The organism is Streptomyces sp. WY228, assembly GCF_019287315.1.
GTDB classification, from domain to species: Bacteria; Actinomycetota; Actinomycetes; order Streptomycetales; family Streptomycetaceae; genus Streptomyces; species Streptomyces caviscabies.
In genome coordinates, this window is sequence record NZ_CP079114.1 from 3,702,625 (window position 1) to 3,727,400 (window position 24,776).

24 protein-coding genes are annotated in these 24,776 nt (G+C 73.1%); 9 read left to right on the plus strand and 15 right to left on the minus strand.

Features of this window, described 5'->3' with window-relative positions:
* Positions 1–29: 29 nt before the first annotated feature.
* Positions 30–464: an alternative ribosome rescue aminoacyl-tRNA hydrolase ArfB gene (gene arfB / locus KV381_RS16095; protein ID WP_030088019.1), complete on the minus strand. Its 435-nt coding sequence runs from the start codon at positions 462–464 to the stop codon at positions 30–32.
* A 192-nt stretch (positions 465–656) separates the two neighbouring features.
* Between arfB and KV381_RS16100 the strand changes: the two genes are divergently transcribed.
* Both KV381_RS16100 and KV381_RS16105 read left to right on the plus strand, forming a co-directional pair.
* On the plus strand, positions 657–1,232 hold the full coding sequence (locus KV381_RS16100) for a TerD family protein (RefSeq protein WP_007446537.1): 576 nt from the start codon (positions 657–659) through the stop codon (positions 1,230–1,232).
* A gap of 306 nt (positions 1,233–1,538) precedes the next feature.
* Positions 1,539–3,149 carry a M4 family metallopeptidase gene (locus tag KV381_RS16105; RefSeq protein ID WP_218785453.1) on the plus strand — a complete coding sequence of 537 codons (1,611 nt, stop codon included), beginning with the start codon at positions 1,539–1,541 and terminating at the stop codon, positions 3,147–3,149.
* A 28-nt stretch (positions 3,150–3,177) separates the two neighbouring features.
* Here the strand turns inward: KV381_RS16105 and KV381_RS16110 are convergent, their stop codons facing one another.
* From KV381_RS16110 to KV381_RS16125, 4 genes are all read right to left on the minus strand, one after another.
* The gene (locus KV381_RS16110; protein ID WP_218785455.1) at positions 3,178–4,587 is read right to left on the minus strand and encodes a M1 family metallopeptidase; all 1,410 of its coding nucleotides are present in this window, start codon (positions 4,585–4,587) and stop codon (positions 3,178–3,180) included.
* An 83-nt stretch (positions 4,588–4,670) separates the two neighbouring features.
* Entirely contained in the window at positions 4,671–5,906 is a 1,236-nt protein-coding gene (locus tag KV381_RS16115) for a YncE family protein (protein ID WP_218785456.1), read from the minus strand.
* Entirely contained in the window at positions 5,903–6,499 is a 597-nt protein-coding gene (locus tag KV381_RS16120) for an ankyrin repeat domain-containing protein (protein ID WP_218785458.1), read from the minus strand. The genes KV381_RS16115 and KV381_RS16120 overlap by 4 nt, the downstream gene beginning before the upstream one ends.
* A 34-nt stretch (positions 6,500–6,533) precedes the next feature.
* Complete coding sequence (locus KV381_RS16125) at positions 6,534–7,091, minus strand: heme-binding protein (RefSeq protein ID WP_030078214.1); 558 nt, start codon at positions 7,089–7,091, stop codon at positions 6,534–6,536.
* Positions 7,092–7,335: 244 nt separating this feature from the next.
* Between KV381_RS16125 and KV381_RS16130 the strand changes: the two genes are divergently transcribed.
* The 3 genes from KV381_RS16130 (at position 7,336) to KV381_RS16140 (ending at position 9,829) form a co-directional block, all read left to right on the plus strand.
* A complete protein-coding gene (locus tag KV381_RS16130; protein ID WP_373461040.1) occupies positions 7,336–8,607 on the plus strand; it encodes a sensor histidine kinase in 1,272 nt (423 codons plus the stop codon).
* The gene (locus KV381_RS16135; protein WP_218785459.1) at positions 8,604–9,248 is read left to right on the plus strand and encodes a response regulator transcription factor; all 645 of its coding nucleotides are present in this window, start codon (positions 8,604–8,606) and stop codon (positions 9,246–9,248) included. The genes KV381_RS16130 and KV381_RS16135 overlap by 4 nt, the downstream gene beginning before the upstream one ends.
* Before the next feature lie 83 nt (positions 9,249–9,331).
* Positions 9,332–9,829, plus strand: a complete 498-nt coding sequence (locus KV381_RS16140) for a hypothetical protein (protein ID WP_030078222.1) — start codon at positions 9,332–9,334, stop codon at positions 9,827–9,829.
* 16 nt (positions 9,830–9,845) lie between these two features.
* Here KV381_RS16140 and KV381_RS16145 read toward each other — a convergent pair whose 3' ends face one another.
* Positions 9,846–10,556: a pentapeptide repeat-containing protein gene (locus tag KV381_RS16145; protein ID WP_030078224.1), complete on the minus strand. Its 711-nt coding sequence runs from the start codon at positions 10,554–10,556 to the stop codon at positions 9,846–9,848.
* 103 nt (positions 10,557–10,659) lie between these two features.
* Here KV381_RS16145 and KV381_RS16150 point away from each other — a divergent pair, with 103 nt between their 5' ends.
* Both KV381_RS16150 and KV381_RS16155 read left to right on the plus strand, forming a co-directional pair.
* Positions 10,660–11,853, plus strand: coding sequence for an NAD(P)-binding protein (locus KV381_RS16150; protein WP_098026313.1), 1,194 nt, complete (start codon positions 10,660–10,662; stop codon positions 11,851–11,853).
* A gap of 83 nt (positions 11,854–11,936) precedes the next feature.
* A complete protein-coding gene (locus tag KV381_RS16155; protein WP_086777176.1) occupies positions 11,937–12,935 on the plus strand; it encodes a zinc-binding dehydrogenase in 999 nt (332 codons plus the stop codon).
* Between the two features lie 17 nt (positions 12,936–12,952).
* Here the strand turns inward: KV381_RS16155 and KV381_RS16160 are convergent, their stop codons facing one another.
* Positions 12,953–13,450, minus strand: a complete 498-nt coding sequence (locus KV381_RS16160; RefSeq protein ID WP_086777175.1) for a GNAT family N-acetyltransferase — start codon at positions 13,448–13,450, stop codon at positions 12,953–12,955.
* A gap of 75 nt (positions 13,451–13,525) precedes the next feature.
* A complete protein-coding gene (locus KV381_RS16165) occupies positions 13,526–14,440 on the minus strand; it encodes an aminoglycoside phosphotransferase family protein (protein WP_030078232.1) in 915 nt (304 codons plus the stop codon).
* Between the two features lie 152 nt (positions 14,441–14,592).
* On the opposite strand from KV381_RS16165, the gene KV381_RS16170 reads away from it, so the two are divergent.
* On the plus strand, positions 14,593–15,993 hold the full coding sequence (locus KV381_RS16170; RefSeq protein ID WP_086777174.1) for an FAD-binding oxidoreductase: 1,401 nt from the start codon (positions 14,593–14,595) through the stop codon (positions 15,991–15,993).
* 29 nt (positions 15,994–16,022) lie between these two features.
* Here the strand turns inward: KV381_RS16170 and KV381_RS16175 are convergent, their stop codons facing one another.
* Positions 16,023–16,469: a MarR family winged helix-turn-helix transcriptional regulator gene (locus KV381_RS16175; RefSeq protein WP_086777173.1), complete on the minus strand. Its 447-nt coding sequence runs from the start codon at positions 16,467–16,469 to the stop codon at positions 16,023–16,025.
* 174 nt (positions 16,470–16,643) lie between these two features.
* On the opposite strand from KV381_RS16175, the gene KV381_RS16180 reads away from it, so the two are divergent.
* Positions 16,644–18,122, plus strand: coding sequence for an MFS transporter (locus tag KV381_RS16180; protein WP_030078238.1), 1,479 nt, complete (start codon positions 16,644–16,646; stop codon positions 18,120–18,122).
* A gap of 131 nt (positions 18,123–18,253) precedes the next feature.
* Here KV381_RS16180 and KV381_RS16185 read toward each other — a convergent pair whose 3' ends face one another.
* From KV381_RS16185 to KV381_RS16210, 6 genes are all read right to left on the minus strand, one after another.
* Complete coding sequence (locus KV381_RS16185; protein ID WP_086777172.1) at positions 18,254–19,933, minus strand: FAD-dependent oxidoreductase; 1,680 nt, start codon at positions 19,931–19,933, stop codon at positions 18,254–18,256.
* 9 nt (positions 19,934–19,942) lie between these two features.
* Positions 19,943–20,857, minus strand: a complete 915-nt coding sequence (locus tag KV381_RS16190; protein WP_086777171.1) for a diiron oxygenase — start codon at positions 20,855–20,857, stop codon at positions 19,943–19,945.
* Positions 20,858–21,110: 253 nt separating this feature from the next.
* Positions 21,111–21,902 carry an ABC transporter permease gene (locus KV381_RS16195; RefSeq protein WP_218785461.1) on the minus strand — a complete coding sequence of 264 codons (792 nt, stop codon included), beginning with the start codon at positions 21,900–21,902 and terminating at the stop codon, positions 21,111–21,113.
* The gene (locus tag KV381_RS16200) at positions 21,899–22,906 is read right to left on the minus strand and encodes an ATP-binding cassette domain-containing protein (protein ID WP_218785463.1); all 1,008 of its coding nucleotides are present in this window, start codon (positions 22,904–22,906) and stop codon (positions 21,899–21,901) included. The genes KV381_RS16195 and KV381_RS16200 overlap by 4 nt, the downstream gene beginning before the upstream one ends.
* Positions 22,907–23,020: 114 nt before the next feature.
* Complete coding sequence (locus KV381_RS16205; RefSeq protein WP_193463834.1) at positions 23,021–23,911, minus strand: DUF4097 family beta strand repeat-containing protein; 891 nt, start codon at positions 23,909–23,911, stop codon at positions 23,021–23,023.
* Between the two features lie 147 nt (positions 23,912–24,058).
* Complete coding sequence (locus KV381_RS16210; protein WP_030078249.1) at positions 24,059–24,586, minus strand: toxin-antitoxin system HicB family antitoxin; 528 nt, start codon at positions 24,584–24,586, stop codon at positions 24,059–24,061.
* Between the last annotated feature and the right edge of the window lie 190 nt (positions 24,587–24,776).

Genomic DNA, 24,776 nt, shown 5'->3' on the forward strand with positions numbered 1-24,776 from the left:
GCCGCCCGGCCGGGTCCACGGCCCGACGCCTACCAGTCGCGGCCCGAGCGCCCGCGCTTGGTGTCGCCGCGCTGCTTCTTCTCGCGCAGCCTGCGTTCGTTGATCCCGCGCGGGATCTTCCGCTTGATCCGGGGCTTGGGCGGCGGCGCCGTGGCCTCGGCCAGGAGGGCGGCGAGCCGCACGGCGGCCGTCTCGCGGTTGCGCCACTGGGAGCGGTGCTCGGAGGCCCGTACGGAGACCACCCCGCCCACCAGCCGGCCCGCGAGCCGCTCCAGCGCCCGCGCCTTCCACACCTCGGGCAGCGCGTCGGTCGCCGCCAGGTCGAAGCGCAGCTCCACCTGGGAGTCGCTGGTGTTGACGTGCTGGCCGCCGGGCCCGGAGGACCGCGAGAAACGCCACATGAGCTCGGCCTCCGGAAGGGAGACCGAGCCGCGGATGACATAGGGCCCGGACATGACACCCATGGTCCCCTCCCCGCGCCCCGTTCGTCACCTTCTTTTGGGACAGCCGTACGAGCCGGTGCACCCGGAGGCCGGAAGTTCGGCAAAGAAAGTAAAGCGATGAGGAACCTCGTGGTCTGCTGCTTGCGTTATGACGGGTGACGGTAGCTTTCGTGATGGCACGAAGCCCGCACACGACGAGGAAAGGGACTTCCCATGGCAGTAAGCCTGTCCAAGGGCGGCAACGTCTCGCTCACCAAGGAGGCACCGGGCCTTACCGCCGTCACGGTCGGCCTCGGCTGGGACGTCCGCACCACCACCGGCACCGACTTCGACCTCGACGCCTCGGCGATCGCGGTCAACCCGGGCGGAAAGGTCGTCTCGGACGGCCACTTCGTCTTCTTCAACAACAAGTCGACGCCGGACCAGACCATCGTGCACACCGGTGACAACGTCACGGGTGAGGGCGAGGGCGACGACGAGCAGATCAACGTCAACCTGGCGGGCCTGCCGGCCGACGTGGACAAGATCGTCTTCCCGGTCTCCATCTACGACGCCGAGAACCGCAGCCAGAACTTCGGCCAGGTCCGCAATGCGTTCATCCGCATCCTCAACCAGGCCGGCGGCGCCGAGATCGCCCGCTACGACCTCAGCGAGGACGCCGCCACCGAGACCGCCATGGTCTTCGGCGAGCTCTACCGCAACGGCGCCGAGTGGAAGTTCCGCGCGGTCGGCCAGGGGTACGCCTCCGGCCTGCGCGGCATCGCCCAGGACTTCGGCGTCAACCTCTGACCCGTCGCCCCGAGCGCACACCGGCTTCACCGGAGCCCCCGGCCACGATCGTGGCCGGGGGCTCCGGCCTGTGTGAACCACCGTCAGGCCAAGCGCTCCACACATCGCACCGCACCGCACCGCACCGCACCGCACCGCCCGAGAAAACCCGCCACTTCACCGAATACCGGACAGCACAGCACTCCATTCGTACAAGAAGTGGTCAAAAAAATGTGAGGTAATTGTCGGCACACCGTCAACTTCGCACATTTGATGGCACGCTCTCCGCTCGTAGTCCCCCCACAGGACGACCAACGGAGAACACACATGAACCTCCACACCACCCCCCACAACTCCCGTACCCGGGGCACCCGTCGGCTCGCAGCACTCGCGGCGGTCGCCGCGATGGTGGTCGCCGGTGTCCAGGCCGGATCCGCCGTCGCCACCCCCGGCGACGACGACGCCCGTACCACGGCGAAGACGCCCTCCACGGCCGCCGCCCTCGGCGTGAACCCCTCGGCGCAGCGCGCCACGGCCATCAAGTCGGCGCAGGCGGAGGTCTCTTCGGCGGCGAAGGCCCTGAAGCTCGGCGGCCAGGAGAAGCTGGTCGTCCGCGACGTCATCAAGGACGCCTCGGGCACGGTCCACACCCGCTACGAGCGCACCTACGACGGCCTGCCCGTCCTCGGCGGCGACCTCGTCACCCACACCGCCGCCGACGGCACGCTCAAGAGCGTGGACAAGGCGACGAAGGCGAAGATAGCCGTGGCGTCGACGACGCCGAAGCTGAAGGCCGCGGCCAGTGCCCGCAAGGTGATCTACGCGGGCGGCGGATCGCCCGTCCTCGCCTGGGAGACCGTCAAGACCGGTGTGCAGAAGGACGGCACGCCCAGCCGCGTCCACACCATCACCGACGCCACGACCGGCAAGAAGCTGCACAGCTACGAGGCGATCGAGACCGGCACCGGCAACAGCCAGTACAGCGGCGAGGTCGAGCTCACCACCACGAAGAGCGACTCCGGCTTCGAGCTGACCGACGGCGACCGCGGCGGGCACAAGACGTACGACCTGAACCAGGGCTCCTCCGGCACCGGCGACCTCGTCACGGACGACGACGACACCTGGGGCGACGGCACCGGCGAGGACCGGCAGACCGCCGCCGTCGACGCCCACTACGGCGCGGCGAAGACCTGGGACTTCTACAAGACGGCGCTCGGCCGCGACGGCATCGCGGGCGACGGCAAGGCCGCCTACTCCCGGGTCCACTACGGCGAGTCCTACGTCAACGCCTTCTGGGACGACAGCTGCTTCTGCATGACGTACGGCGACGGCGAGGGCAACAAGAACGCGCTCACCTCGATCGACGTCGCGGCCCACGAGATGACCCACGGGCTCACCTCCGCCACCGCCAACCTGGACTACGCGGGCGAGTCCGGCGGCCTCAACGAGGCGACCAGCGACATCCTCGGCGCCTCGGTGGAGTTCTTCGCCGACAACGCCTCGGACGCCGGCGACTACCTCATCGGCGAGAAGATCGACATCAACGGCGACGGCAGCCCGCTGCGCTACATGGACCAGCCGAGCAAGGACGGCAGCTCGGCGGACTACTGGGACGAGAACCTCGGCGACATCGACGTCCACTACTCCTCCGGCGTCGCCAACCACTTCTTCTACCTGCTCGCCGAGGGCAGCGGAAAGAAGACGATCAACGGCGTCGACTACGACTCCCCGACCTCCGACGGCTCGACGCTCACGGGCATCGGCCGCGAGAAGGCCTACCAGATCTGGTACAAGGCCCTCTCCGTCTACATGACCTCCACCACCGACTACGCGGGCGCGCGCGTCGCGACCGAGAAGGCGGCGACCGACCTGTTCGGCGCGGACAGCGAGGAGCTGAAGGCGGTCTCGGCCACCTGGACCGGGGTCAACGTCAAGTAACCCCGGCCGTACGGAACACGGAAGCCGGTCAGCCCTCCAGGGGCGGCCGGCTTCCGCCGTACAGCCAGGCGTCCCACAGTCTGCCGAGATCCCGCCCGGTCTCCTCCTCCACGTACGCGGTGAAGTCGTCGGTGGCGGCGTTGCCGTGCCGGTACTTCTGCGTCCACCCCCTGACCAGGGCGAAGAATGCCGCGTCGTCGTCGACCGCGAGCCGGATCCGGTGCACGGCCATCGCCCCGCGCCCGTAGACCGGCGGCTCGGACAGCTCGGCGGCGGTCGGCGGATCGGCGGGCGGGAAGGCCCAGTTCGCGTCGTCCTCGTACGCCTCCCGGAAGCTCTCCTCGACGGGTACGTCCTCGTGGTCGGCGGCCCAGAGCCACTCCGCGTACGTCGCGAAGCCCTCGTTCAGCCACATGTCCCGCCAGGTCTTCGGGGTGACGGAGTTCCCGAACCACTGGTGGGCCAGCTCGTGGACGAGCAGCGCGGTGTCGGGCGGGCCGGGGTAGACAGGCCGGTTCTGGGTCTCCAGGGCGTACGAGGAGTCACCCGTCCGCTCGACGATCGCCCCCGCAGAGGAGAACGGGTACGGGCCGAACTTCCCGGCCGCCCACTTCAGCACGGCCGGCATCCGCGCCAGCACGTCCTCGCTCGCGGCGGCCGACTCCGGGTCCACGGCGGTGAACAGCCGGACGCCGTCGGGGGTCACCGACTCCTCGGTGGCGAACCGGCCCACGGCGACGGTCGCCAGATAGCTCGCCATCGGCTCGGCGGTCCGCCAGCGGTAGGCGGTGCGCCCGTGCGCCGTACGCCGTGACACCAGCTCGCCGTTGGAGATCGCGGCGAGCCCCTCGGGCACGGTGATCCCGATGTCGTACGCGGCCTTGTCGCTCGGGTGGTGGTTGCCGGGGAACCAGGCCATGGACCCGGTCGGCTCGCCGAGGGCGACCGCGCCGTCCGCCGTCGGCAGCCAGCCCTCCTTCGACCCGTCCGGGTCGGTGACGGTCAGCGGGGAGCCGGAGTAGCGCACGACGGCGGTGAACGTGCGCCCCTTGCGCAGCCGGCTCTCGGCCCCGGGCGCCGGACGCAGCGTCAGCTCCTTGCCCGCCCGGTTCACGGCGGCCCGGCGGCCCTCGACGGTGGCGCTCTCGACGTCGAGCCCGAGCAGGTCGAGGTGGAAGGCGCTCAGGTCCTGGGTGGCGCGGGCGGTGATCGTGGCCGTGCCGCGCAACCGGCCGGCGGCCGGGTCGACGTCGAGCTCCAGGCCGTAATGGGTGACGTCGTAGCCGCCGTTGCCGAGCCCGGGGAAGTACGGATCGCGCAGCCCGACCGCGCCCGGAGTGCCCTCGACCCCGCCCGAACAGCCCCCGCCGAGCAGGGCGAGGGCGAGGAGCACGGGGGCGGTGGCGGTGCGGCGACGGGCCGGGCGCGGGCGATTCACCCGGTCGATCGTAGGGCCTGTCGTGCCGCGGCCCGGGACCGTGCGGAGCCGCCCGCCTCGGGGGAAGAACGGGCGGCTCCAGCTCAGAGGACGGCGATACCGAGCGGCCGGTTGCCTGCGGTCAGCCGAACCGGCTCACTCTCCTCGTCGTCCAGGTCGACGACCGTGATGCCGTTCCCGTACCCGTCGCGGGTGAAACCGCCGGTGACGTACGCCGTTCCGCCGTCATCGGACACCGCCACGTCCTCGTGCGGACCGTCCAGCGGAACGATCCGCTCCCGACCGTCGGGGGTACGGACGGTGAGCGAGGGGTCCTCGTCGTCCGGACCGATCGGGCCGGTGCCGACCACGAGGAGGGTGCCGTCCGGGGCGAGGGCCGCGCCGTGCTGGTGGGTGTCGGCGGTCATCCGTTCGATCGTCACCTTCCCGGTGCGCGGGTCGAGTACGGCCAGCCGCTCCCCCTCGAAGGGCAGCAGCAGCTTGCCGTCGGCGGGGCGTACGACGGCGTAGTGCGGCTTCAGCCAGGAGCCGAGCCCGCCCTCGGTGCCGTACGGGGCGACCTCCATGCGCCGGGTCTTCAGCGAGTCCGCGTCGACCGCCGTCACGTCGAAGGAGTCGTGACCGGTGGCGTACACCTCGCGGCCGTCCGGCGACACGTCGACGTCGAAGGGGCGCATGCCGACCGGCGCGGTGCCGGTGACCTCGCGGGTCGCGGTGTCGATGACCTCGACCGCGCCGTCCTCGCCGGGCACGTTGACCCCGACGTAGACGTGCTTCCCGTCCGGGGCCAGGGCGATGCCCATGCCGCCGCCCCGGTACTCGCCGGTGGTGACCGGGCCGGACTCCGTCGCGTACGGGACGAGCGCGAGCCGGGTCCGCTGCCGCGTGTCGACGACCGCGACGCCCTCGGCGGTGGCGACCCAGGCCCGCCCGTCCTCGCCGACGACGAGGCCGTAGGGCGCGGTGCCGACCTTCACCGAGGCGACGGGGGCCCCGCCCTCGCCGGAACCGTCCCGGCCCGGGTCGACGAAGGTCACGGTGTCGCTGCCGAAGTCGGCGACGAGGAGCGTGCCTTCGAGGGTGCGGCCTTCGGGGGCGCGGGAGGGGTCGGGGGCCGCGACGGCGCCGGACGCGGCGGAGGTGTCGGGGGTGGCCGCGCCCGGCGCCGCCTCCGTCGTGCCGGACGCGCACCCGGCGAGCAGGGCGGCGGCGAGCAGGCCGAGGGCGAGGCGGCGGACGCGGGGGCCCGGGGCCGTACGGGAGGCGGTGCGGGGGCCGGGCGCCCCGGTGGCGGCTCGGGGGCCGCGGGGCGCGGTCATGCGGCGGTCCGCAGCAAGGCGGCGAGTTCGGCGAAGCCGCGTCGTTCGGCGTGGGCGAGCGGGGTGACCCCGTCGCCGTCCGGCAGGTCCCGGGTCGCCCCGGCCGCGAGCAGCAGCTCCACGACCTGCTGGTGCGCGAGCCCGCCCTCGCCGAGGATCACCGCCTCCAGCAGGGCGGTCCAGCCGAGCCGGTTGACGTGGTCGACGTCGATGTCGGTGACCCGCAGCACCTCCCGTACGTACGCGACATGGCCGCGTTCGCTCGCCGGGATGAGGGAGGTGCCGCCGAACCGGTTGCGCAGGGTCAGGTCCGGGCCGGCCGGCAGCAGCACGTGCAGCATCGCGACGCTGCCGGTGACCCCGGTGGCCAGCCACGGGCTGTCCTCGCGCCGGTCCTGCGCGTTCGGGTCGGCTCCGGCGGCCACGAGCAGCCGGGCCGCCTCGACGTGGTCGCCGTGGACCGCGAGGAGCAGCGGCGTACGCAACTCCTCGTCGCGGACGTCGACCCGGGCGCCGCCCTCGATCGCGGTGCGCACGCGGTCGGTGTCGCCGGTGCGTGCGGCGGTGAGGAGGTCGTGATCGAGGGCGTTCATGGGTACTCCGTTCCCGTCGGTCGTGCGGAGATGGCTACCGGGCGAGGGCGGCGACGCCCGCCTGGGCGAACTTCTCGTCGAGGTCGCCGCTGGGCGCGCCGGCCACCCCGATGCCCGCCACCGGGGCGCCCTTGACCTGGACCGGCGCGCCGCCGCCGAGGAAGAGGGTGCCGGGGATGTCCTTCAGGTTCGGGGCCTGCTCCAGGCGCTTGACCAGCTCGGAGGTGGGGGCGTTCCAGGAGACGGCGGTGTACGCCTTCTTCACCGCGGACTCGGGGGACTGCGGGCCCGCGCCGTCGCCGCGCAGGGTGACGATGGTGTTGCCGTTGCGGTCGACGACCGCGACGGAGACCCGCTGGTTCTCCTTCTTCGCCGCGTCCAGCGTGGCCTGCGCGGCCTTGGTGGCGGCGGCGACGGTCAGGTGGGTGGTCTGCTGCAGGTTGCGGTTGCTCGTGTCGGCCTTGACCGCGGCGGCCGGGGCGGCCGCCGGGGAGGAGGCGCTCGCGGACATCGCGCCGAAGGTGCCGGCCCCGAGGGCGGCGACGACGACGGCGCCGGTGACGACACGGGTGCGCAGCGACAGCTTCTTCATGGTGGCTCCTTGGTGATCCGGGGGCGGCCCGGGGGTTCGGGGTGCGAGGCGGTCCGGAGGTGTCCGGGCGTTTCGCTCTGGTATCGATCCTCCCGGCGGATGCGGCCCCGTACGGTCGACGTACCGGCTGGAAGCGGCGGGCGGGACGGTCGACGCCCCCATCAGCCGATCGGTTGATGCGGGGGTGACCGGATCGGGTCACCATGGAGAGGTTTACGCAGGTCAGCGACGGAACGTGAGGGACGTGGTGGAGCACCGCAGCGGTTCGCCGGAGGTGGCCGAGGGCTCCGGGATCTCCGGGTCCGACCCCGACGCCCGCTGGCTCGCGCTCCTCATGCACGCCGCGTTCTTCCTGCTGCTGGGCGCCTCGCTGACCCGGTTCCTGATGCGGCACCCCGGCGAGGCCCGCACCCCGTGGATCATCGCCCTGTCGATCACCCTGGCCGTGCTGTACCTCCTGGGCCCCGTCCTCGGCTCGCGCCCCACCCCGCGCCGGCTCACCTGGCTCGGCGTGCTCGTCCTCGTCTGGATGGTGCTGGTCGTGCTCGCGCCGAGCTTCGCGTGGTGCGCGGTGCCGCTCTTCTACACCGGGCTGCGGATCCTGCCGCCGCGCGCGGCCCTCGCGCTGGTGGCCCTGCTCACCGCGTTCGTGGTGGCCGCGCAACTGCGCCTGGCCACCGGCTTCGACCCGAACCTGGTGCTGGCCCCGCCCGCCGTGGCGGCCGTGGCGACCGCCGTCTTCGTCCATATGCAACGCCAGGCGGTACGCCAGCGGGAACTGGCCGCCCGCCAGCGCGAGCTGATCGACGACCTGCTCCGCACCCGGCGCGAACTGGCCGCCACCGAGCGGCGCGAAGGCACGCTCGCCGAGCGCCAGCGGCTCTCCATGGAGATCCACGACACCCTGGCGCAGGGCCTGTCCAGCCAGCAGATGCTGCTCCAGGCGGCCGACCGCACCTGGACCGCCGACCCGGACGCCGCCCGCCGCCACGTCCGTACGGCCACCGGCATCGCGGAACGCAACCTCGCCGAGGCCCGCCGCTTCGTCCATGACCTGGCCCCGGCCGACCTGGCGGAGGGCGGCGGCCTGGAGGCGGCCCTGCACGCGCTGGCGGCCCGCGAGAGCGCCCAGGCGGCGGGCGCGCTCACCGTCCACTGCCATGTGGAGGGCACCCCGCACGCCCCGCTGCCGGACCGGGTGCAGTCCGCCCTGCTGCGCATCGCCCAGGGGGCCCTGGCCAATGTGCGGGAGCACTCCGGGGCGAGCGCCGCCGGGCTGACCCTGACCCACCTCGGCGACCGGGTGGTCCTGGACGTCGGCGACAACGGCCGCGGCTTCACCGTGGAGCCCGGCGGCCCCCGCCCGACGGCCGGCGTCCGGGGCCACGGCCTCCCCGCGATCCGGGCCCGCGTGCACCAGCTCGGCGGAACGCTCACGATCGAGTCGGCGCCGGGCGAGGGCACGGTGCTCTCCGCCGAGGTCCCGCTCCCCACCACCCCGGAGGAACCCGCATGACCGGCCAGGCCCCGCAGACGCCCCCCGTACGGATCCTGCTCTGCGACGACCACGTGGTCGTCCGCGCCGGACTGCTCGCGCTCCTCGGCAGCGAACCGGACATCGAGGTCGTCGGCGAGGCGGGCAGCGGCGAGGAGGCCGTGGTGCTCGCCGCCCGCCTCACCCCGGACGTCGTCCTCGTGGACCTGCAGCTCGGCGAGGGCATCGACGGCGTCGAGGCGACCCGCCGCATTGCGGCCGACGGCACGGTCCACGTCCTGGTGCTGACCACGTACGACACCGACGCCGACATCACCCGCGCCATCGAGGCGGGCGCCACCGGCTACCTGCTGAAGGCGGAACGCCCGGAGGAGCTCTTCGCCGCCATCCGCTCCGCCGCCCAGGGCCGCACCACCCTCTCGGCCCCGGTCGCCAGCCGGGTCATGGCCCGCATGCGCAGCCCCCGCCCCACCCTCACCGACCGCGAACGCGACATCCTGGCCCAGCTCTCCCAGGGCCTCGGCAACCGCGACATCGCCCGCGCCCTGTTCATCAGCGAGGCCACGGTCAAGACCCACCTGGGCCGCATCTACGACAAGCTCGGCGTCGACACCCGCGCGGGCGCGGTGTCGGTGGCGAAGGAACAGCGGCTGCTGCCGTAGCCGCCGTGTCCGACGGGTCAGCCGCCGCAGCGCTTCACCCGTTCGTGGCGGCCCGCCCCGAACCGGCATGACACCATCGACCCGTGCTCGACATCGGCTACTCCCTCTCCCGCCGCTTCCCCGATCCCCCGCAGACCGACTACCGCCGCGCGGACGTCCGGGCGCTGCGGCACGATCTGTTCTCCGGTGACGTCTACCTCGCGGACACCAAGGCGGACCGCGAGGTGTCCACAGCCTGGGGATGGGTGCCGGTGCTCGACTTCGCGTGGGCGTTGTGCGACATCGTCGAGCAGATCGACCAGGACCCGCGCGGCAACCGCTCGCACCGGCGGCAGTACGCGGAGCTGGACTTCACCGAGTCCTCGGACGTCATGATCTTCGAGCGGCGCTTCGGCTGGGTCGACGTCGAGGCGGACTGGATGCCCGGTGACGAGCCGCCGCTCACCTTCGGTCACTCCCTGCTGCGCCGCGAGGCCCGCGACTTCCTGCACGATCTGATCGCCGACCTGGCCGACCTGCACGACGGCCTGGCCGACAACCCCGTGATCTGGGACCTCCAGGCCCGCTTCCCCCGTATCTGAGGCCCCGCCCCCTCCCTCACGCCTCCACGCGCACCCCGATCTGCGCCGCGAACGCCGGGGCCAGCTCCATCAGCTGGGCCGGGCTGATCACCGCGCCCGCCAGCCGGTCCACGCCCCGGGCGATGTCCAGCTCGGCCACCGCGCGCAGGTCCACCGCATCCATCCGGGCGCTGCTGAAGTCCGCCCGCTTCAGCACGCAGTCCCGGAACTCGACCCGGACCAGATGCGCGTCCCCGAAGTCCGGCTCGGAGAGCACGCAGCCCTCGAAGACGACGTCCTTCAGCCGGGCCTTGCGCAGATTCAGGTAGTCGATCTTGCCGCCGCGCACCACCACCCGCTCCAGCACCGCACCGTGCAGCTGCACCCCGCCCAGCCGCGCGTCCACCACCTCCACGTCCCGCAGCGACGCCTCGGCGAGGTCCGTGCCCACGCCCCGTACGCCCGTCAGCACCGCGTCGATGAAGCGGGCCCGCGCCAGCTCCGTACGGTCCAGGGCGCAGTGGTCCAGGGCGCAGTCCATGAACCGCGCACCGCGCCCCGACGCGTCCGCCAGGTCCACCCCGTCGAACCGCAGCCCGTCGTAGTCGCCGTCCGGCTCCAGGCCCTCGCCGTCGTACGGAACGAGCGGCGGCAGCCGCACCTCCGGACGCCGCGCCGCCGCGACGGTCTCCTTCCTGCCCCTGGCCGACCTGGCCGCCCCTGCCGTCCTGCCCGCACTCGTTGCCATGCGCCCATCGTGACGTACCCCACTGACAACGCCCCCGCGCCCCATGTCACGCGCCGCCGCCCCCGATCCGTCGCATCATCAAAGAAGCGAAGGAGTTCCAGCCATGGAGCAGATCCACGTCATCGGCGGCGGCCTCGCCGGGCTCACCGCCGCGATCACCGCGGCCGAATCCGGCGCCCGGGTCACCCTGCACGAGGGCCACCGGACCCTCGGCGGCCGGGCCAGGACCACGGACGGCCCCCACCGCGCCAACGAGGGCCCGCACGCCCTGTACCGGCGCGGCCCGCACTGGACCTGGCTGGCCCGGCGCGATCTGCTCGGGCCGGTCGTCTCCGTACCGCCCCTCGACGGCCTCCGGTTCCGGTTCCGCCGCGACGGGGCCGCCCGCCGGGTCCCGCCCGTCGCCCTGCTGCGGCTCGCCCGGCGCAGCGCCCGCACCGCGCCCGTGGACGCCGACTTCCGCAGCTGGGCCACCGGACAGATCGGCGAGGAGGGCGCCCGGGCCGCCGCGAACTTCGCCGCCACCGCCCTCTTCCACCACGACCCCGGCGCGCTCTCCGCCCGGTTCGTCCAGGAGCGCTTCCGCCGCCTCGCCTCGCTCCCGCCCGAGGCCCGCTACCCGGTCGGCGGCTGGGCGCGGCTCATCGAGCGGATGGCCGCGCACGCCCGCGGCCTGGGAGTGGCCGTCGAGGCGGGCGCCCGGGTCGACACCCGGAGGCTCGGCGAGCTGGCCCGTACCGGGCCGGTGGTCGTCGCCACCTCCCTCGACTCCGCCCGCACCCTCCTCGCCGACGCCTCCCTCACCTGGGAGAGCGGCCGCACCGTCCTGGTGGACCTGGCCCTGCGCACCCGGCGCGGTGACGCGTTCGTCGTGTCGGACCTGGACGCGCCCGGCTGGCTGGAACGGTTCACCGCCCAGGACCCGGGCCTCGCCCCGGCCGGCGAGCAGCTCCTCCAGGGGCAGTTCCCGATCGGCCCCGACGCGCGCCGGGCGGAGGGGGCCGCCCGCGCCGAGGACCTCCTCGACCTCGGCTTCCCCGGCTGGCGGGAGCGCACCACCTGGCGCGTCGAGGCGCTCGCCGACGGCCGCACCGGGGCCGTCGACCGCCCCGGCGCCACCTGGCGGGACCGGCCCTCCGTGGTCCGGGGCGACGGCGTCTTCCTGGCGGGCGACCAGGTCGCCGCCCCCGGGCTCCTCAGCGAGGTCTCCTTCACCAGCGGCCTCGAAGCCGCGATGCTCGCCGTGAAGGCGGCCGGACGGCGCTCCGGATCCGGGGTTGACCTCAACCGGACCTGAGGTACGAGGCTGGGAGCAGCAGCCCCGCCCCGCCGTCCGGGGGCCGGGGCCGCAGCCCGCCCCACCGCCCCGAGGGAGCCTTCATGCACGCCGTACGCCTTCACGCCTTCGGCCCCGCCGAGAACCTCGTGCACGAGAGGACCGAGGACCCCGTCCCCGGCCCCGGCCAGGTCCGTGTCGCCGTGGCCGCGGCCGGCGTGCACCTCCTGGACACGATCCTGCGGGAAGGGGGTACCGGCCCCTACCCGGCGCCCCTCGACCTCCCGACCGTTCCCGGCCGTGAGGTCGCCGGCACCGTCGAGTCGGTGGGCGAGGGCGTGGACGCCGGCTGGCTCGGCAAGCGCGTCGTCGCCCACATCGGCATGGCGCCGGGCGGCTACGCCGAACTCACCGTCACCGAGGCCGACCGGCTCCACGAGATTCCCGAAGGGCTCGGCGCCGCCGAGGCCGTCGCCATGATCGGTACTGGCCGCACCACGCTCGGCATCCTCGCGTCCACCCCGCTCACCCCTCGGTCCGTGGTCGTCGTGACCGCGGCGGCGGGCGGCATCGGCACGCTCGTCGTCCAGTACGCGAAGAACGCCGGCGCCACCGTGATCGCCCTGGCCGGCGGCCCGGCGAAGGTGGCACGGGCCGAGGGCGAGGGCGCCGACCTCGCGCTCGACTACACCCGCCCCGACTGGCCGCGCCACGCCCGTGACTTCCTCGACGCGGCGGGCCTGCGCGCCACCGTCGTCTACGACTCCGTCGGCGGAACCACCGCCCGCGCCGCCGTCGACCTCCTCGGGCCCGGCGGACAGCACGTCGTCTACGGCTGGTCCGGTCAGGGGCCCGACGGCGGCCCGCTCTCCTTCACCGCCGAGGAACTCGCCGAACGCTCCATCACCTCCGGGTCCGTCCTCGGGCCGCGGATGATCGAGCGGGGCGGCGGCCTGCGCGCCCTGGAGACCCGCGCCCTCGCCGAGGCGGCGGCCGGCCGGCTGCGGCCCGCCGTGCAGCGCTTCCCGCTGGCCGAGGCCGCCGCCGCCCATCGGGCGCTGGAGACCCGGGGCACGATGGGCAAGGTCGTCCTGGAGCCGTGACGGCCCCGGGGCCTCGGCTAGTGGGTGCCGCCGCCCCCGAGGCTCGCCAACGCCCCGTCCGTCAGCCGGTACACCGTCCACTCGTCCTGCGGGCGCGCGCCCAGCGACTCGTAGAACGCGATGGACGGGGCGTTCCAGTCGAGCACCGACCACTCCAGCCGCTCGTACCCGCGCTCCACGCAGATCCGGGCCAGCTCCGCCAGCAGCGCCTTGCCGTGGCCGCCGCCGCGCCGCTCGGGTCGGACGTACAGGTCCTCCAGATAGATGCCGTGCACACCTCGCCAGGTGGAGAAGTTGAGGAACCACAGGGCGAAGCCGATGACCTCGGCGCTGTCCCCGCCGTTGTCGTCGGCCGTCGCCACATGCGCGTACGCGGCGGGCCGGTCGCCGAACAGGGCCTCGGCCAACTGCGCCTCGGAGGCGACGACCTCGTCGAGGGCCTTCTCGTACGCGGCGAGTTCACGCACGAGGGCGTGCAGGGCGGGGATGTCTTCGGGTGTGGCGGTACGGATCATGGGCGCAGCGTAAACAGCTCACGGCCCCCGCCACACCGCGTTTCCCCGGGCGTCCGCCGGCGGCGGCGGGCAGCCTCACCGCCCCAGCAGCCGCCGCGCGATCTCCGCGTGGTCCGGGGCGAGCCGGACCTTTCCCTCCTCGGCCCCCCACAGCCCGTTCTGGAGCACCCGGCCCAGCGTCCAGGCCCGCGCCCGCTCCCGGTCCCGCTCCAGGCCCAGCGCCTCCGTCAACGCGTCGAACCGCCACACCACCTCGTCCGCGTCGAAGAGGTTGTCCAGCGCCGGGAACAGCTCGAAGCCCGGGTCGCCCGCCAGCGGCTTCGGGTCGAGCGCGATCCACTCCCCCGCCCGCCCCGCGTCCGCACGCCCGGCCAGGACGTTGTCGTAGTGCAGGTCCCAGTGCAGCAGCCGGTCCCCCGGCTCGCCCGCGACCTCCCGTACCGCCGCCGCGCAGTCGGCGAGCAGCCGCCGGTCCGCCGCGTCGGGCAGCAGGCCCACCCGCTCCGGCGCCTCCGCGAGCATCCGCTCCGCCACCCCGCCCAGCGTGCGCAGCCCCTCGGGCGCGGGCACCGCCACCAGCCGGGCCAGCACCGAACCGAGGACCTTCACCGCCTCCCGTACGTCGGTCTCGCCCGACAACGGCCGCCGTTCGTCGAGCCGTTCCAGCAGCAGCGCACCGCTCTCCGGGTCGTGGTCGAGCAGTTCCACCGCCCCCGCGCCCGCCGCCGACCAGGCCCGCAGGGCGACCGGTTCGCCCGCCGTCTCCTCGTCCACCGCCTGGAGCTTCAACGCGGCGGGCCGCCCGTCCGCCTCCCGCACCACCGGCAGGACCAGCGCGCACATCCCGTACATCGACGGGCCATCCAGCCGCAGCCCCCACCGCTCCAGCAGCCGCGCGGCGAGGTCCGGCAGACCGGCGACGAACGCCCGCCCGGCTACTCCGTTGAAGCGGGACTGGGTCTCGGCGAGTTCCTCGGGAATGTCGATCACGCAGCCGATCCTAGGGAGGCGCGCCTCACCGGGGCACGCGCATTTCGGGGAGCCCACCGGCTCCGGAAGACGGAACGGCCCCGCGCGCAGTAACGTCCCGCCACACATACGCTCGGCATCGCACCGGACCGGGCAGGGACACCAGGGGCATCATGAGCACCGTCAGTACCGTCGTCGGCGGCATATCGTTCTGGTACGCGCAGGAGGGCACCCCCGCCCCGCGCGAACCCCTCCCCGGCGACACGAGCGTCGACGTCTGCATCGTCGGCGGCGGCTACACCGGCCTCTGGACGGCGTACTACCTGAAGAAGGCCGTCCCCTTCCTCAACATCACCGTCCTGGAAGCCAAGTTCTGCGGTTACGGGGCCTCCGGCCGCAACGGCGGCTGGCTGTACAACGGCATCGCGGGCCGCGACCGGTACGCCAAGCTGCACGGCCACGAGGCCGCCGTACGGCTCCAGAAGGCGATGAACGAGACGGTCGGGGAGGTCGTCCGGGCCGCCGCCGAGGAGAAGATCGACGCGGACATCCACCAGGGCGGCGTCCTGGAGGTGGCCCACACCCCCGCCCAGCTCGCCCGGCTCAAGGACTTCCACAGCGTGGAGATCGCCTTCGGGGAGACCGACCGGGTCCTGCGCGGAGCGCGCGAGACCGCCGAGCGCGTCCATGTCACCGGGGCCGTCGGCTCCTCCTGGACCCCGCACGGGGCCCGGCTGCACCCGGCCAAGCTGGTCAAGGGCCTGGCGGACGCGGTGGAGGCGCTCGGCGTCACCATCCACGAGTCGACGCCGGTCACCGAGATCAAGCCCAAGCACGCCGTCACCCCGTACGGCACGGTCCGCGCCCCGTACGTCCTGCGCTGCACCGAGGGCTTCACCGCGAGCCTCAAGGGCCAGAAGCGCACCTGGCTCCCGATGAACTCCTCCATGATCGTCACCGAGCCGCTGCCCGCCCGGATCTGGGACACCATCGGCTGGGAGGGCCGCGAGACCCTCGGCGACATGGCCCACGCCTACTTCTACGCCCAGCGCACCGCCGACGACCGCATCGCGCTCGGCGGCCGCGGCTACCCGTACCGCTTCGGCTCGGCCACCGACAACGACGGCCGCACCCGGCCCGCGACGGTGGCCGCGCTGCGCGATCTGCTGGTCCGGCTCTTCCCCACCGCGGCGGGCGCGCACATCGACCACGCCTGGTCCGGCGTCCTCGGCGTCCCGCGCGACTGGTGCGCCACGGTCACCCTGGACCGCTCCACCGGCCTGGGATACGCGGGCGGTTACGTCGGCTCGGGCGTCGCCACCGCCAACCTCGCCGCCCGCACCCTGCGCGACCTGATCCAGCAGGACTCCGGCCAGGCGGGCCCGACGGATCTCACCGCCCTGCCCTGGGTCGACCACAAGGTCCGCCGCTGGGAGCCGGAGCCCTTCCGCTGGCTCGGCGTCCACGGCATGTACACGGCCTACCGCGCCGCCGACCGCCGCGAGACCACCTCGCCGCGCCCCGGCACCGACCGCATCGCACAGATCGCGGACCGTATCGCGGGCCGCCACTGACCTGAAGGAGGTCGGCCGGGGCCCGGCGGTCAGTCGCGGGGCCAGGGCCGTCCGTCGAGCCGTTCGATGGAGAGATTCAGCCGGCTGAGGGAGGCGGCGAGCTGCTCGGCCTCCTCCGGGGTCCAGTCGGCGAGAACCTTGGCGAGGCCCGCCACGTTCCTGCTCCGGTCGCTGTCGAGGCGGCGTTCACCGTCCTCGGTGATGGCGAACTTCCGGGCGATCCCACCCTCGGGGTCCGGGATGCGCTCGACGACCCCGGCCCGCAGCATCGCGGCGGTCTGCCGGTTGAGCGTGGAGGCGTCCAGCCGGAAAGCGTCGCCGAGCTGGCCGATGGACATGGGCCCCTCGGCCTGGATCCGGCTGAGCAGGATGTAGGCGGAGCGGTCGAGCTGCCAGTCCACGCGCGGGGTGACCATGTGCATGTACCGGCCGAGCAGCATGGTCTCGCGCTCGATCCGGTCGATGGGCTTGTCCACGCGCTCTTCCTTCGTTGACCAGGACTATCACGATAGATGTGCATGATGCATTCACTATGCATGATGCACATTCCATGTATCTTGCATAGTCGAACGCCGAAGGCACAACACCGAGGCACACCACCGAAGGCACATCCGCCGACCCGCCCGGAAGGGCGAGAGGGAGCAGTACCCGTGGAGAGTTCACCCCCCGCAGCCCGCCCGGGAGGCGTGGTCGGCATCCTGGCCTTCGCCGGCATCGTGGCGGCGCTCACCCAGACCCTGGTGGTGCCGCTGATCGCGGAGCTGCCGAAGCTGTTCGACACCTCCGCGTCGAACGCCTCCTGGGTGATCACCGCCACCCTGCTGGCCGCCGCCGTGGCCACGCCCGTCGCCGGCCGGCTCGGCGACATGTACGGCAAGCGGCGCATGCTGCTGCTCTCGCTCGTCCCGCTGGTCCTCGGCTCGGTGGTCTGCGCCCTGTCCTCGTCGGTGGTCCCGATGATCGCCGGGCGCGGACTCCAGGGCCTGGGCATGGGCGTCGTCCCGCTCGGCATCAGCCTGCTGCGTGATGTCGTACCGGCCGAGAAGCTCGGCCCGTCCATCGCGATCATGAGCGCCTCGATGGGCGTCGGCGGCGCGCTGGGCCTGCCGTTCGCCGCCGCCATCGCGGAGAACACCAGCTGGCGGGTGCTGTTCTGGGTGGTCGCCGTGCTGGCCGTGGCGGTCGGCGCGCTGATCGTGGCCCTGGTCCCCGGGGACCGCCCGGCCGCCAGGTCCGGCGGCTTCGACCTGCTCGGGGCCGTCGGCCTCGGCGCCGCCCTCATCTGCCTGCTGCTCGCCGTCTCCAAGGGCGCCGACTGGGGCTGGGCCAGCGCGACCACGCTCGGTCTGTTCGCCGCCGTGGTGGTGCTGCTGCCCGCCTGGGGCTGGTGGGAGCTGCGGCTGAGCGACCCGCTGGTCGACCTGCGCGTCACCGCCCGCCCCCAGGTCCTGATGACCAACACCGCCTCGATCCTGGTCGGCTTCGCGATGTACGCCCAGTCCCTGGTCGTGCCCCAGCTGCTCCAGCTGCCCGAGGCCACCGGCTACGGCCTGGGGCAGTCGATGCTCGCGATGGGCCTGTGGATGGCCCCGGCGGGCCTGATGATGATGGCGATGTCCCCGGTCGGCGCGAAGCTGTCCGCCGCGAAGGGCCCGAAGGTCACCCTGGCCGTCGGCAGCCTGCTCATCGCGGCCGGCTACGGCCTGTCCGTACCGCTGATCGGCGCGGACTCCCCGTGGAGCCTGCTGCTCGTCACCCTCGTCTGCAACTCCGGCGTCGGCTTCGCGTACGGGGCGATGCCCGCGCTCATCATGGGCGCGGTGCCGCAGTCCGAGACCGCGTCGGCGAACAGCTTCAACTCCCTGATGCGCTCGATCGGCACGTCCTTCGCGGCGGCGGTGATCGGCGTGGTCCTGGCCCGGATGACCACGGACTTCGGCGGCTTCGCACTGGCCTCGCAGGACGGCTTCCGCATCGCGATGCTGATCGGCTGCGGGGTGGGCCTCGCGGCCGCGGTCGTCGCCGCCCTCATCCCCGTACGCCCGGCGACCGCGCTCCTTCCGCCCGCCGCCGCGACCGGACCGACGGGGACGCGGGACGCCTCGGAGGTTTCGCGGACCAAGGCCTGAGCGGTACGCGTACGAGGACGGGTACCGGGACGGGCTGCGGCCCAAGGCCCAAAGCCCAAGGGTCTGGAGTCCGGCGGGGTGAACCGCCGGGCCCCGGGCCGCATTTCGTACGGTGGCGCTACGGGCGTACGTCAGCGGCCCAGCCGCAGCAGCCGCCCCGACCTCGCCGTGGCGACCAGCTCCTCGACGGTGGCGAGCTTCACCCGGGGCCGCCCGTCGAGCCGCCCCCGGTCCCGTTCGGCACGGTCGATCGCGGCCAGTCCGCGGGCGTCCACGACCCGGCGGTTGCGCCGGCGGGCGAGCCGCCGGAAGGCCTTGCCGTCGCCCGTCGGGGCGGGCAGCGTCCCGGCGACCGCGTCGGCCAGGAGCGTGCCGACCGTCTCGGCCGCACAGGTGCGGTTGGCGCCGATCCCGCCGGACGGCCCCCGCTTGATCCAGCCGACCACATAGCTGCCGGGCAGCCCGGCGACCCGGCCGCCCTCGTGCGGGACGGTGCCGGAGGCCTCGTCGAACGGCAGCCCGGGGACCGGCAGCCCCCGGTAGCCGATGGCCCGCAGCAACAGCCCGGCGCCCAGGTCCGCCGTACCGCCCCCGCCGCCGCTGCCGTCCGTGACCCGTACGGAGCGCACCCCGCCGCCCTCACCCCGCATCTCCACGACCTCGGAGTGGAAGCGGAGCACGATACGGCGCTCACCCCGCGCGGGGGACGCGGCGTCCGTCCGGACCCGGGGCAGCCCCCGCAGCACCCCGGCCCGGTCGTCCGCCCCGGCCGCCGCGTCGATCGACGCGCCCGTACGCGGATCGTGGTCGTCCACGGCCAGCTCCACGCCCGGCAGATGCTTCAGCGCGAGGAGTTCGGAACGGGTGTACGCGGCGTCCTCGGGACCCCGCCGCCCCAGCACCACCACCTCCCGGACCCGGCTCGCCCGCAGGGCCTCCAGCGCGTGGGCGGCGATGTCGGTGCCCGCGAGCGCGTCCGGGTCGGCGACCAGGATCCGGGCCACGTCGAGTGCGACATTGCCGTTGCCCACCACCACGACCCGCTCGGCCGACAGATCGACGCCCTGCGCGACGGCCTCCGGATGGGCGTTGTACCAGGCCACGAACGAGGTCGCGGAGACACACCCCGGACCGTCCTCACCCGGCACCCCGAGCCGCTTGTCCGTGGACGCGCCGACCGCGTAGATCACCGCGTCGTGGTGGGCGGACAGCTCCTCGGCGGTGACGTCCCGGCCCACCTCGATGCCCAGGTGCATCCGGACCCGGGGGTGGGAGTGGAAGCGCGAGAAGGTGTCGCCGACCTTCTTGGTCGCGGGGTGGTCGGGGGCCACCCCGTACCGGACCAGTCCGCCGGCCACCGGCAGCCGGTCGATCAGGGTGACCTCGGCGGCGGTGTGCAGCAGCAGATCCTGTGCCGCGTACATCCCGGCGGGACCGGTACCGACGACGGCCACCCGCAGCGGCCCGAAGTCGGACGGCAGACTGCGCTCGAAGACCGGCTCGCCCCACACATGGAAGTTGGGCCCGTCGACCTCGTCGCCGGCCGAAGGCGGCTCCTCGCCCTCGTAGTAGGCGGCGTTGATGTCCGCGTACTCCCGCTGCCCGGCGGACAGCGCGTCCACCGGGAAGATCGCGTCCACCGGGCAGGCGTCCGCGCAGGCCCCGCAGTCGATGCACGCCCGGGGGTCGATGTGCAGCATCTCCGTGGAGCCGAAGGCACGTTCCTCCGGCGTCGGGTGGATGCAGTTGACCGGGCACACGGCCACACAGGTGGCGTCGTTGCAGCAGGTCTGGGTGATCGCGTAGGTCATGGCCCCGGCTCAGATCAGGTTCGCGCGCTTGTAGAACGCGAGGGCGGGCTTGGTGAGCAGCCGGGCGGAGGCCAGGAAGTCCATCAGCCCCGAACAGCTCGACCGCATCATCGACTTGTGGTGCGCGTTGCTCTTCGCGGCGGCCAGCGCCCGGCGCTTGTCGAGACCGGCCTTCCGGTAGACCTCCGGGTTCACCATGCTGGTCACGATGAAGTACGAGGCGACGGCGACGACGAACGCGTTGATCTGCCGCCGCGCCCACCCCGCGCCCTCCAGCCGCTTGAGGGTCTCGTCCCGGGCGAACTTCATGTGCCGGGACTCCTCCACCACATGGATGTTGTTGATGGTGCGGACGAACGGCACGACCCGCTCGTCGCGCATCCAGTCCCGCTGCATCACGTCGAGGACCTCCTCGGCGACCAGGATCGCCGCGTACGCCGCCTCGCCGAACGCCAGCGTCTTGAAGGCGCGGCCCAGTTCCATCACCGCGCGCCGCGGCCGGTAGTGCGGGGCGCCGAGCTTCTGCGCGCCGCGCGCGAACATGATCGAGTGGCGGCACTCCTCGGCTATCTCGGTGAGTGCCCACTGGAACTCCGCGCCCGCGGGGTTCTTCATGTAGATGTCGCGCAGCACCATCTGCTGGAGGATCATCTCGAACCAGATCCCGGTGCTGGCGACCGAGGCCGCCTCCTGCCGGGTGAGCTCCTTGCGCTGAGCCTCGGTCAACTCGCCCCAGTACGCGGTGCCGTAGAGGCTGCACCACTCCGGGCTCGCGCCGTGGAACTCCTTGTCCAGCGGCGTGTCCCAGTCCACCTCGGTGGCCGGGTCGTACGCCAGCTGCGCGGCCGAGTCGAGCAGCCGACGCGCGACGTCGTCGCCCTCGGGACTGTCCTGGACCTTCGACGGAACGGTGCTGCCGGCCATGCTGCGGCTCCTTGGGTCGAGTGCGGTGATCCTTGGTCGTGGTGATGTGCGTACGTCGACAGCCGTGCTGTTACGGGCCGTACGGAGGCGGTGGCGACGGCCCGCACCGCCACCCGAGCACTCCACCCGCTTGTTAGACGCAAGGTATAACAAGGATCCCGGGCCGCCTACCCCTCGGTAGAAATCGGCCCGGGTCCTCACCGCACCCCCACACCTCCCGTCGGCTGCCGCAGCCCCCGCACCCTCCCGTCGGCTACCGCGGGTCCTGGCCGAACTTCGAGGTGGCCCAGACATAGCCGAGCACCACGAGCCCCAGGCTCCACGCCACGGCGAGCCAGCCGTTGTGGCCGATCTCGCTGCCGAGCAGCAGGCCGCGCAGGGTCTCGATGGCCGGCGTGAACGGCTGGTACTCCGCGATCGGCCGGAACCAGCCCGGCATCGTCTCCACCGGGATGAAGGCGCTGGACAACAGCGGCAGCAGGGTCATCGGCAGGGCGTTGTTGCCGGCGGCCTCCGCGTTCGGGCTGATCAGCCCCATGCCGACGGCGACCCAGGTGAGGGCGGTGGCGAAGAGCACCAGCAGCCCGAAGGCGGCCAGCCACTCCACGGCCGAGGCGTCGGCGGACCGGAAGCCGATGGCCACGGCGACGGCGCCCACCAGGACCACGCTCAGCACGCTCTGCAGCACACTGCCGACCACGTGCCCGACGAGCACGGAGCCGCGGTGGATCGCCATGGTGCGGAAGCGGGCGATGATGCCCTCGGTCATGTCGTTGGAGACGGAGACGGCGGTCCCGACCACCGTGGAACCGACGGTCATCAGCAGCAGACCCGGCACGATGTAGGCGATGTAGGCCGCGCGATCGGCGCCCCCGCCGCCGATGCCCGCGCTCATCACATCGCCGAAGACATAGACGAAAAGCAGCAGGAGCATGACAGGTGTGAGCAGCAGGTTCAGGGTGAGGGACGGGTAGCGCCGGGCGTGCAGGAGGTTACGGCGCAGCATGGTGGTGGAGTCACGGGCGGCGAGGGCGAGCGAACTCATCGGACAGCCTCCTTCGGCTGGTCGGTACGGGCGGACGCGCCGGAGCCGGAGCCGGTCAGCGCGAAGAACACGTCGTCGAGGTCGGGGGTGTGGACGGTCAGCTCGTCGGCCTCGACCCCGGCCGAGTCCAACCAGTCCAGGACGGACCGCAGTTCACGCGGACTGCCGTCACTGGGAAGCCGCAGCGCCAACGCCTGGTCGTCACGCGCGGCCTCGCGCAGGGCCGAGGCGGCGGACCGGTAGACGTCCGGATCGGTGAAGCGGAGCCGGACGTGCCCGCCGGGGACGATCCGCTTCAGCTCCTCGGCCGTGCCCTCGGCGGCGATCCGCCCGTCGTTCAGCACGGCGATACGGTCGGCCAACTCGTCGGCCTCTTCCAGGTACTGGGTGGTGAGGAAGACGGTGACACCACCGGCGACCAGTTCGCGGATGATCCCCCACATGGTGTGGCGGGACCGCGGGTCCAGACCCGTGGTCGGCTCGTCGAGGAAGATGATCCGCGGCGAGCCGACCAGCGTCATGGCGATGTCGAGCCGGCGCTTCATCCCGCCGGAGTAGCCCGCGGCCGGCTTCTTCGCCGCCTCCACCAGGTCGAAGCGCTCCAGCAGTTCGGCGGCGACCCGCCGCCCCTCGCGCCGGGACAGATGGTGCAGGTCCGCCATCAGCAGCATGTTCTCCTCACCGGTGATCAGCCCGTCGACGGCGGAGAACTGCCCGGTGACGCCGATCGCGGCCCGTACGGCCTGCGGGTCGGCGGCCACATCGTGTCCACCGGCCCGCAGTTCGCCGGCGTCGGCGGTGACGAGCGTGGACAGGATCTTGACGGCGGTGGTCTTGCCCGCGCCGTTCGGGCCCAGCAGGGAGAAGACGGTGCCCTCGGGCACCGACAGGTCGATGCCGTCGAGCACGAGCTTGTCGCCGTAGGACTTGCGCAGCCCGGTGGCGGTGATCGCCTGCGCCGCGGCGGGGCCGGCCGGCGGCACGGAGGTCCGGATGACAGTCATGCTGATTCCCTTTCACGAGCGGTGGATCGGGCGTGGACGGAGTCGGGCGCAGGCGGGGCCGGGCGAGGCTCGGCCGGGCTCAGGTGCGCGGCAGGGGCGCGGGTGCGGCCGGGCTCAGGCGCGGCGGACGATGATGTCGCCGGCCCCGCTCCGGGCATGCACCTCGACGGTCTCGTCGGAGTCCTCGGGACCGGCGGCGGCGCCGAGTTCGTTGCGTACGGTGCCGAACTTGGGGTTCAGATCGAGCCAGGCGGCGGTGCCCTCGTGGATGCCCACTTCGAGGTCGCCCACGGAGGTGCGCAGGGCGATCCGGCCACGGGTCACATCGCCGACCCGGATGCGGCCGTTGGAGGAGGTCGCGTCGACCCCGGCACGGGCGACGCCGATCTCGATCCGCCCGTTGGCGGACTTGGCGACGACGTCCCCGTGCGCGACGCCCACGGAGATGTCGCCGTTGGCCGCGTTGACCTTCAGCTCACCGCCGGCCTCGTCGATCCCGGTCGTACCGTTGCTGTTCTTCACGACCGCCGCCCCGGCGACCGCGCCGACCTCGATCCGCCCGGACCCGACGACCTCGGCGTCCCCGGCGGAACGCTCCAGCCGGATGTCCCCGTGATCGGTCCTGAGCTCGGCGCGGGCCGCCCGGTCCACCTGGAGGTCGCCGAGCGAGGTCGTGAGCATCACCTCCCCGAGCGGGCCTTCGCAGAAGAAGCCGCCCAGGGCGGAGGTGCCGCGCACATCGGACCCGGCGGGCAGTTCGATGCTGACCACGACGGTGCCCGGCTTCCCGAACAGGGACCGCTTCTTCGGGGTTCTGACGGTGAGACGACCGCCCGAGCAGGAGACCCGGGTCTGCTGCACGGCGCGGACGTCGTCCTCGTCGGACCCGTTGCCCGGCAGCACCTCGACGACCGTGTCGGTGCGCTTGCCGGCGGTGATACGGGCGGTGCCGGCGTCCAGCTCGATGACGGCGGAGATCGGCTCAGGAGTATCGAAAGAAGGCATGACGGTCCCGTCCTCTTGGCCCAGTGGCCCGGTAAGTGATGAACGATCAGCGCTTGGTGATCGGTGATGAGTGATGAGTGATCGGTGTCGTCGGCCGGATCGGCGACCGGCCGGTGAAGCGGTACGGGGCAGGCCCTGGGGCCCGCCCTAGCGGACCCAACCGGTGAAGCCGCCGCGACCGCCCGCATCCTTGCCGCGCCCCGGTGCGCTCGCACGCCCGCCGCCGTCCAGGGAGACGGACACGGCCCGCACGAGCCAGGCGTTGACCGACAGCCCCTCCGCCGCCGCGGCACTCTCGGCGCGCCCCTTGAGATGGGCCGGCAGGCGGAGGTTGATCCGCACCATGGCCCCGTCGTCGGCCTCCGCCGCCGACGGCACGGCCGCGACAGGAGCCGCGACCGCTTCCTGCGCCTCCCGCACCGGCTCGGGCGCGGGCGGCGGCGTCACCACGAACTCGGGATCGAGCCCGCGCAACCGCACATCGACCGAACCGGGAGCCAGCTCCCGGGTGACCTCGCCCATGGCCGCGGAGAGCACATTGAGCAGGGTCAGCCGGGCGGCGGACTCCAGAGGGGCGCTGAGCCGTTCGGCCAGTGCCCGGGCTTCGTCGCCGCCGGCCTCCGCGGAGACGGCGAGTTCCCGCCGGAGGTGGTCGACGTAGGGGGTGAGATCCATGACGCCATAGTGGCACACATTTGGCACCACGTCGAGCCACATCGACGCACCGCTCGCCAATGCGCCTCTGACCTGCACTTTCCCAGAGAAGACGGCGCCGGGAGAACCACCCGCCCGAGAACCACCCCCACTGATAGCGCCACGGTGGCACCACATGGCACCGCACGGCACCACCTGACACGCCACACAT

What these genes read in the sequence shown, in the direction of transcription:
- arfB (WP_030088019.1), bottom strand. Translation starts at nt 464, where the DNA reads ATGGGTGTCATGTCCGGGCCCTATGTCATCCGCGGCTCGGTCTCCCTT.
- KV381_RS16100 (WP_007446537.1), top strand. Translation starts at nt 657, where the DNA reads ATGGCAGTAAGCCTGTCCAAGGGCGGCAACGTCTCGCTCACCAAGGAG.
- KV381_RS16105 (WP_218785453.1), top strand. Translation starts at nt 1,539, where the DNA reads ATGAACCTCCACACCACCCCCCACAACTCCCGTACCCGGGGCACCCGT.
- KV381_RS16115 (WP_218785456.1), bottom strand. Translation starts at nt 5,906, where the DNA reads ATGACCGCGCCCCGCGGCCCCCGAGCCGCCACCGGGGCGCCCGGCCCC.
- KV381_RS16120 (WP_218785458.1), bottom strand. Translation starts at nt 6,499, where the DNA reads ATGAACGCCCTCGATCACGACCTCCTCACCGCCGCACGCACCGGCGAC.
- KV381_RS16125 (WP_030078214.1), bottom strand. Translation starts at nt 7,091, where the DNA reads ATGAAGAAGCTGTCGCTGCGCACCCGTGTCGTCACCGGCGCCGTCGTC.
- KV381_RS16135 (WP_218785459.1), top strand. Translation starts at nt 8,604, where the DNA reads ATGACCGGCCAGGCCCCGCAGACGCCCCCCGTACGGATCCTGCTCTGC.
- KV381_RS16145 (WP_030078224.1), bottom strand. Translation starts at nt 10,556, where the DNA reads ATGGCAACGAGTGCGGGCAGGACGGCAGGGGCGGCCAGGTCGGCCAGG.
- KV381_RS16150 (WP_098026313.1), top strand. Translation starts at nt 10,660, where the DNA reads ATGGAGCAGATCCACGTCATCGGCGGCGGCCTCGCCGGGCTCACCGCC.
- KV381_RS16155 (WP_086777176.1), top strand. Translation starts at nt 11,937, where the DNA reads ATGCACGCCGTACGCCTTCACGCCTTCGGCCCCGCCGAGAACCTCGTG.
- KV381_RS16160 (WP_086777175.1), bottom strand. Translation starts at nt 13,450, where the DNA reads ATGATCCGTACCGCCACACCCGAAGACATCCCCGCCCTGCACGCCCTC.
- KV381_RS16170 (WP_086777174.1), top strand. Translation starts at nt 14,593, where the DNA reads ATGAGCACCGTCAGTACCGTCGTCGGCGGCATATCGTTCTGGTACGCG.
- KV381_RS16185 (WP_086777172.1), bottom strand. Translation starts at nt 19,933, where the DNA reads ATGACCTACGCGATCACCCAGACCTGCTGCAACGACGCCACCTGTGTG.
- KV381_RS16190 (WP_086777171.1), bottom strand. Translation starts at nt 20,857, where the DNA reads ATGGCCGGCAGCACCGTTCCGTCGAAGGTCCAGGACAGTCCCGAGGGC.
- KV381_RS16195 (WP_218785461.1), bottom strand. Translation starts at nt 21,902, where the DNA reads ATGAGTTCGCTCGCCCTCGCCGCCCGTGACTCCACCACCATGCTGCGC.
- KV381_RS16200 (WP_218785463.1), bottom strand. Translation starts at nt 22,906, where the DNA reads ATGACTGTCATCCGGACCTCCGTGCCGCCGGCCGGCCCCGCCGCGGCG.
- KV381_RS16205 (WP_193463834.1), bottom strand. Translation starts at nt 23,911, where the DNA reads ATGCCTTCTTTCGATACTCCTGAGCCGATCTCCGCCGTCATCGAGCTG.
- KV381_RS16210 (WP_030078249.1), bottom strand. Translation starts at nt 24,586, where the DNA reads ATGGATCTCACCCCCTACGTCGACCACCTCCGGCGGGAACTCGCCGTC.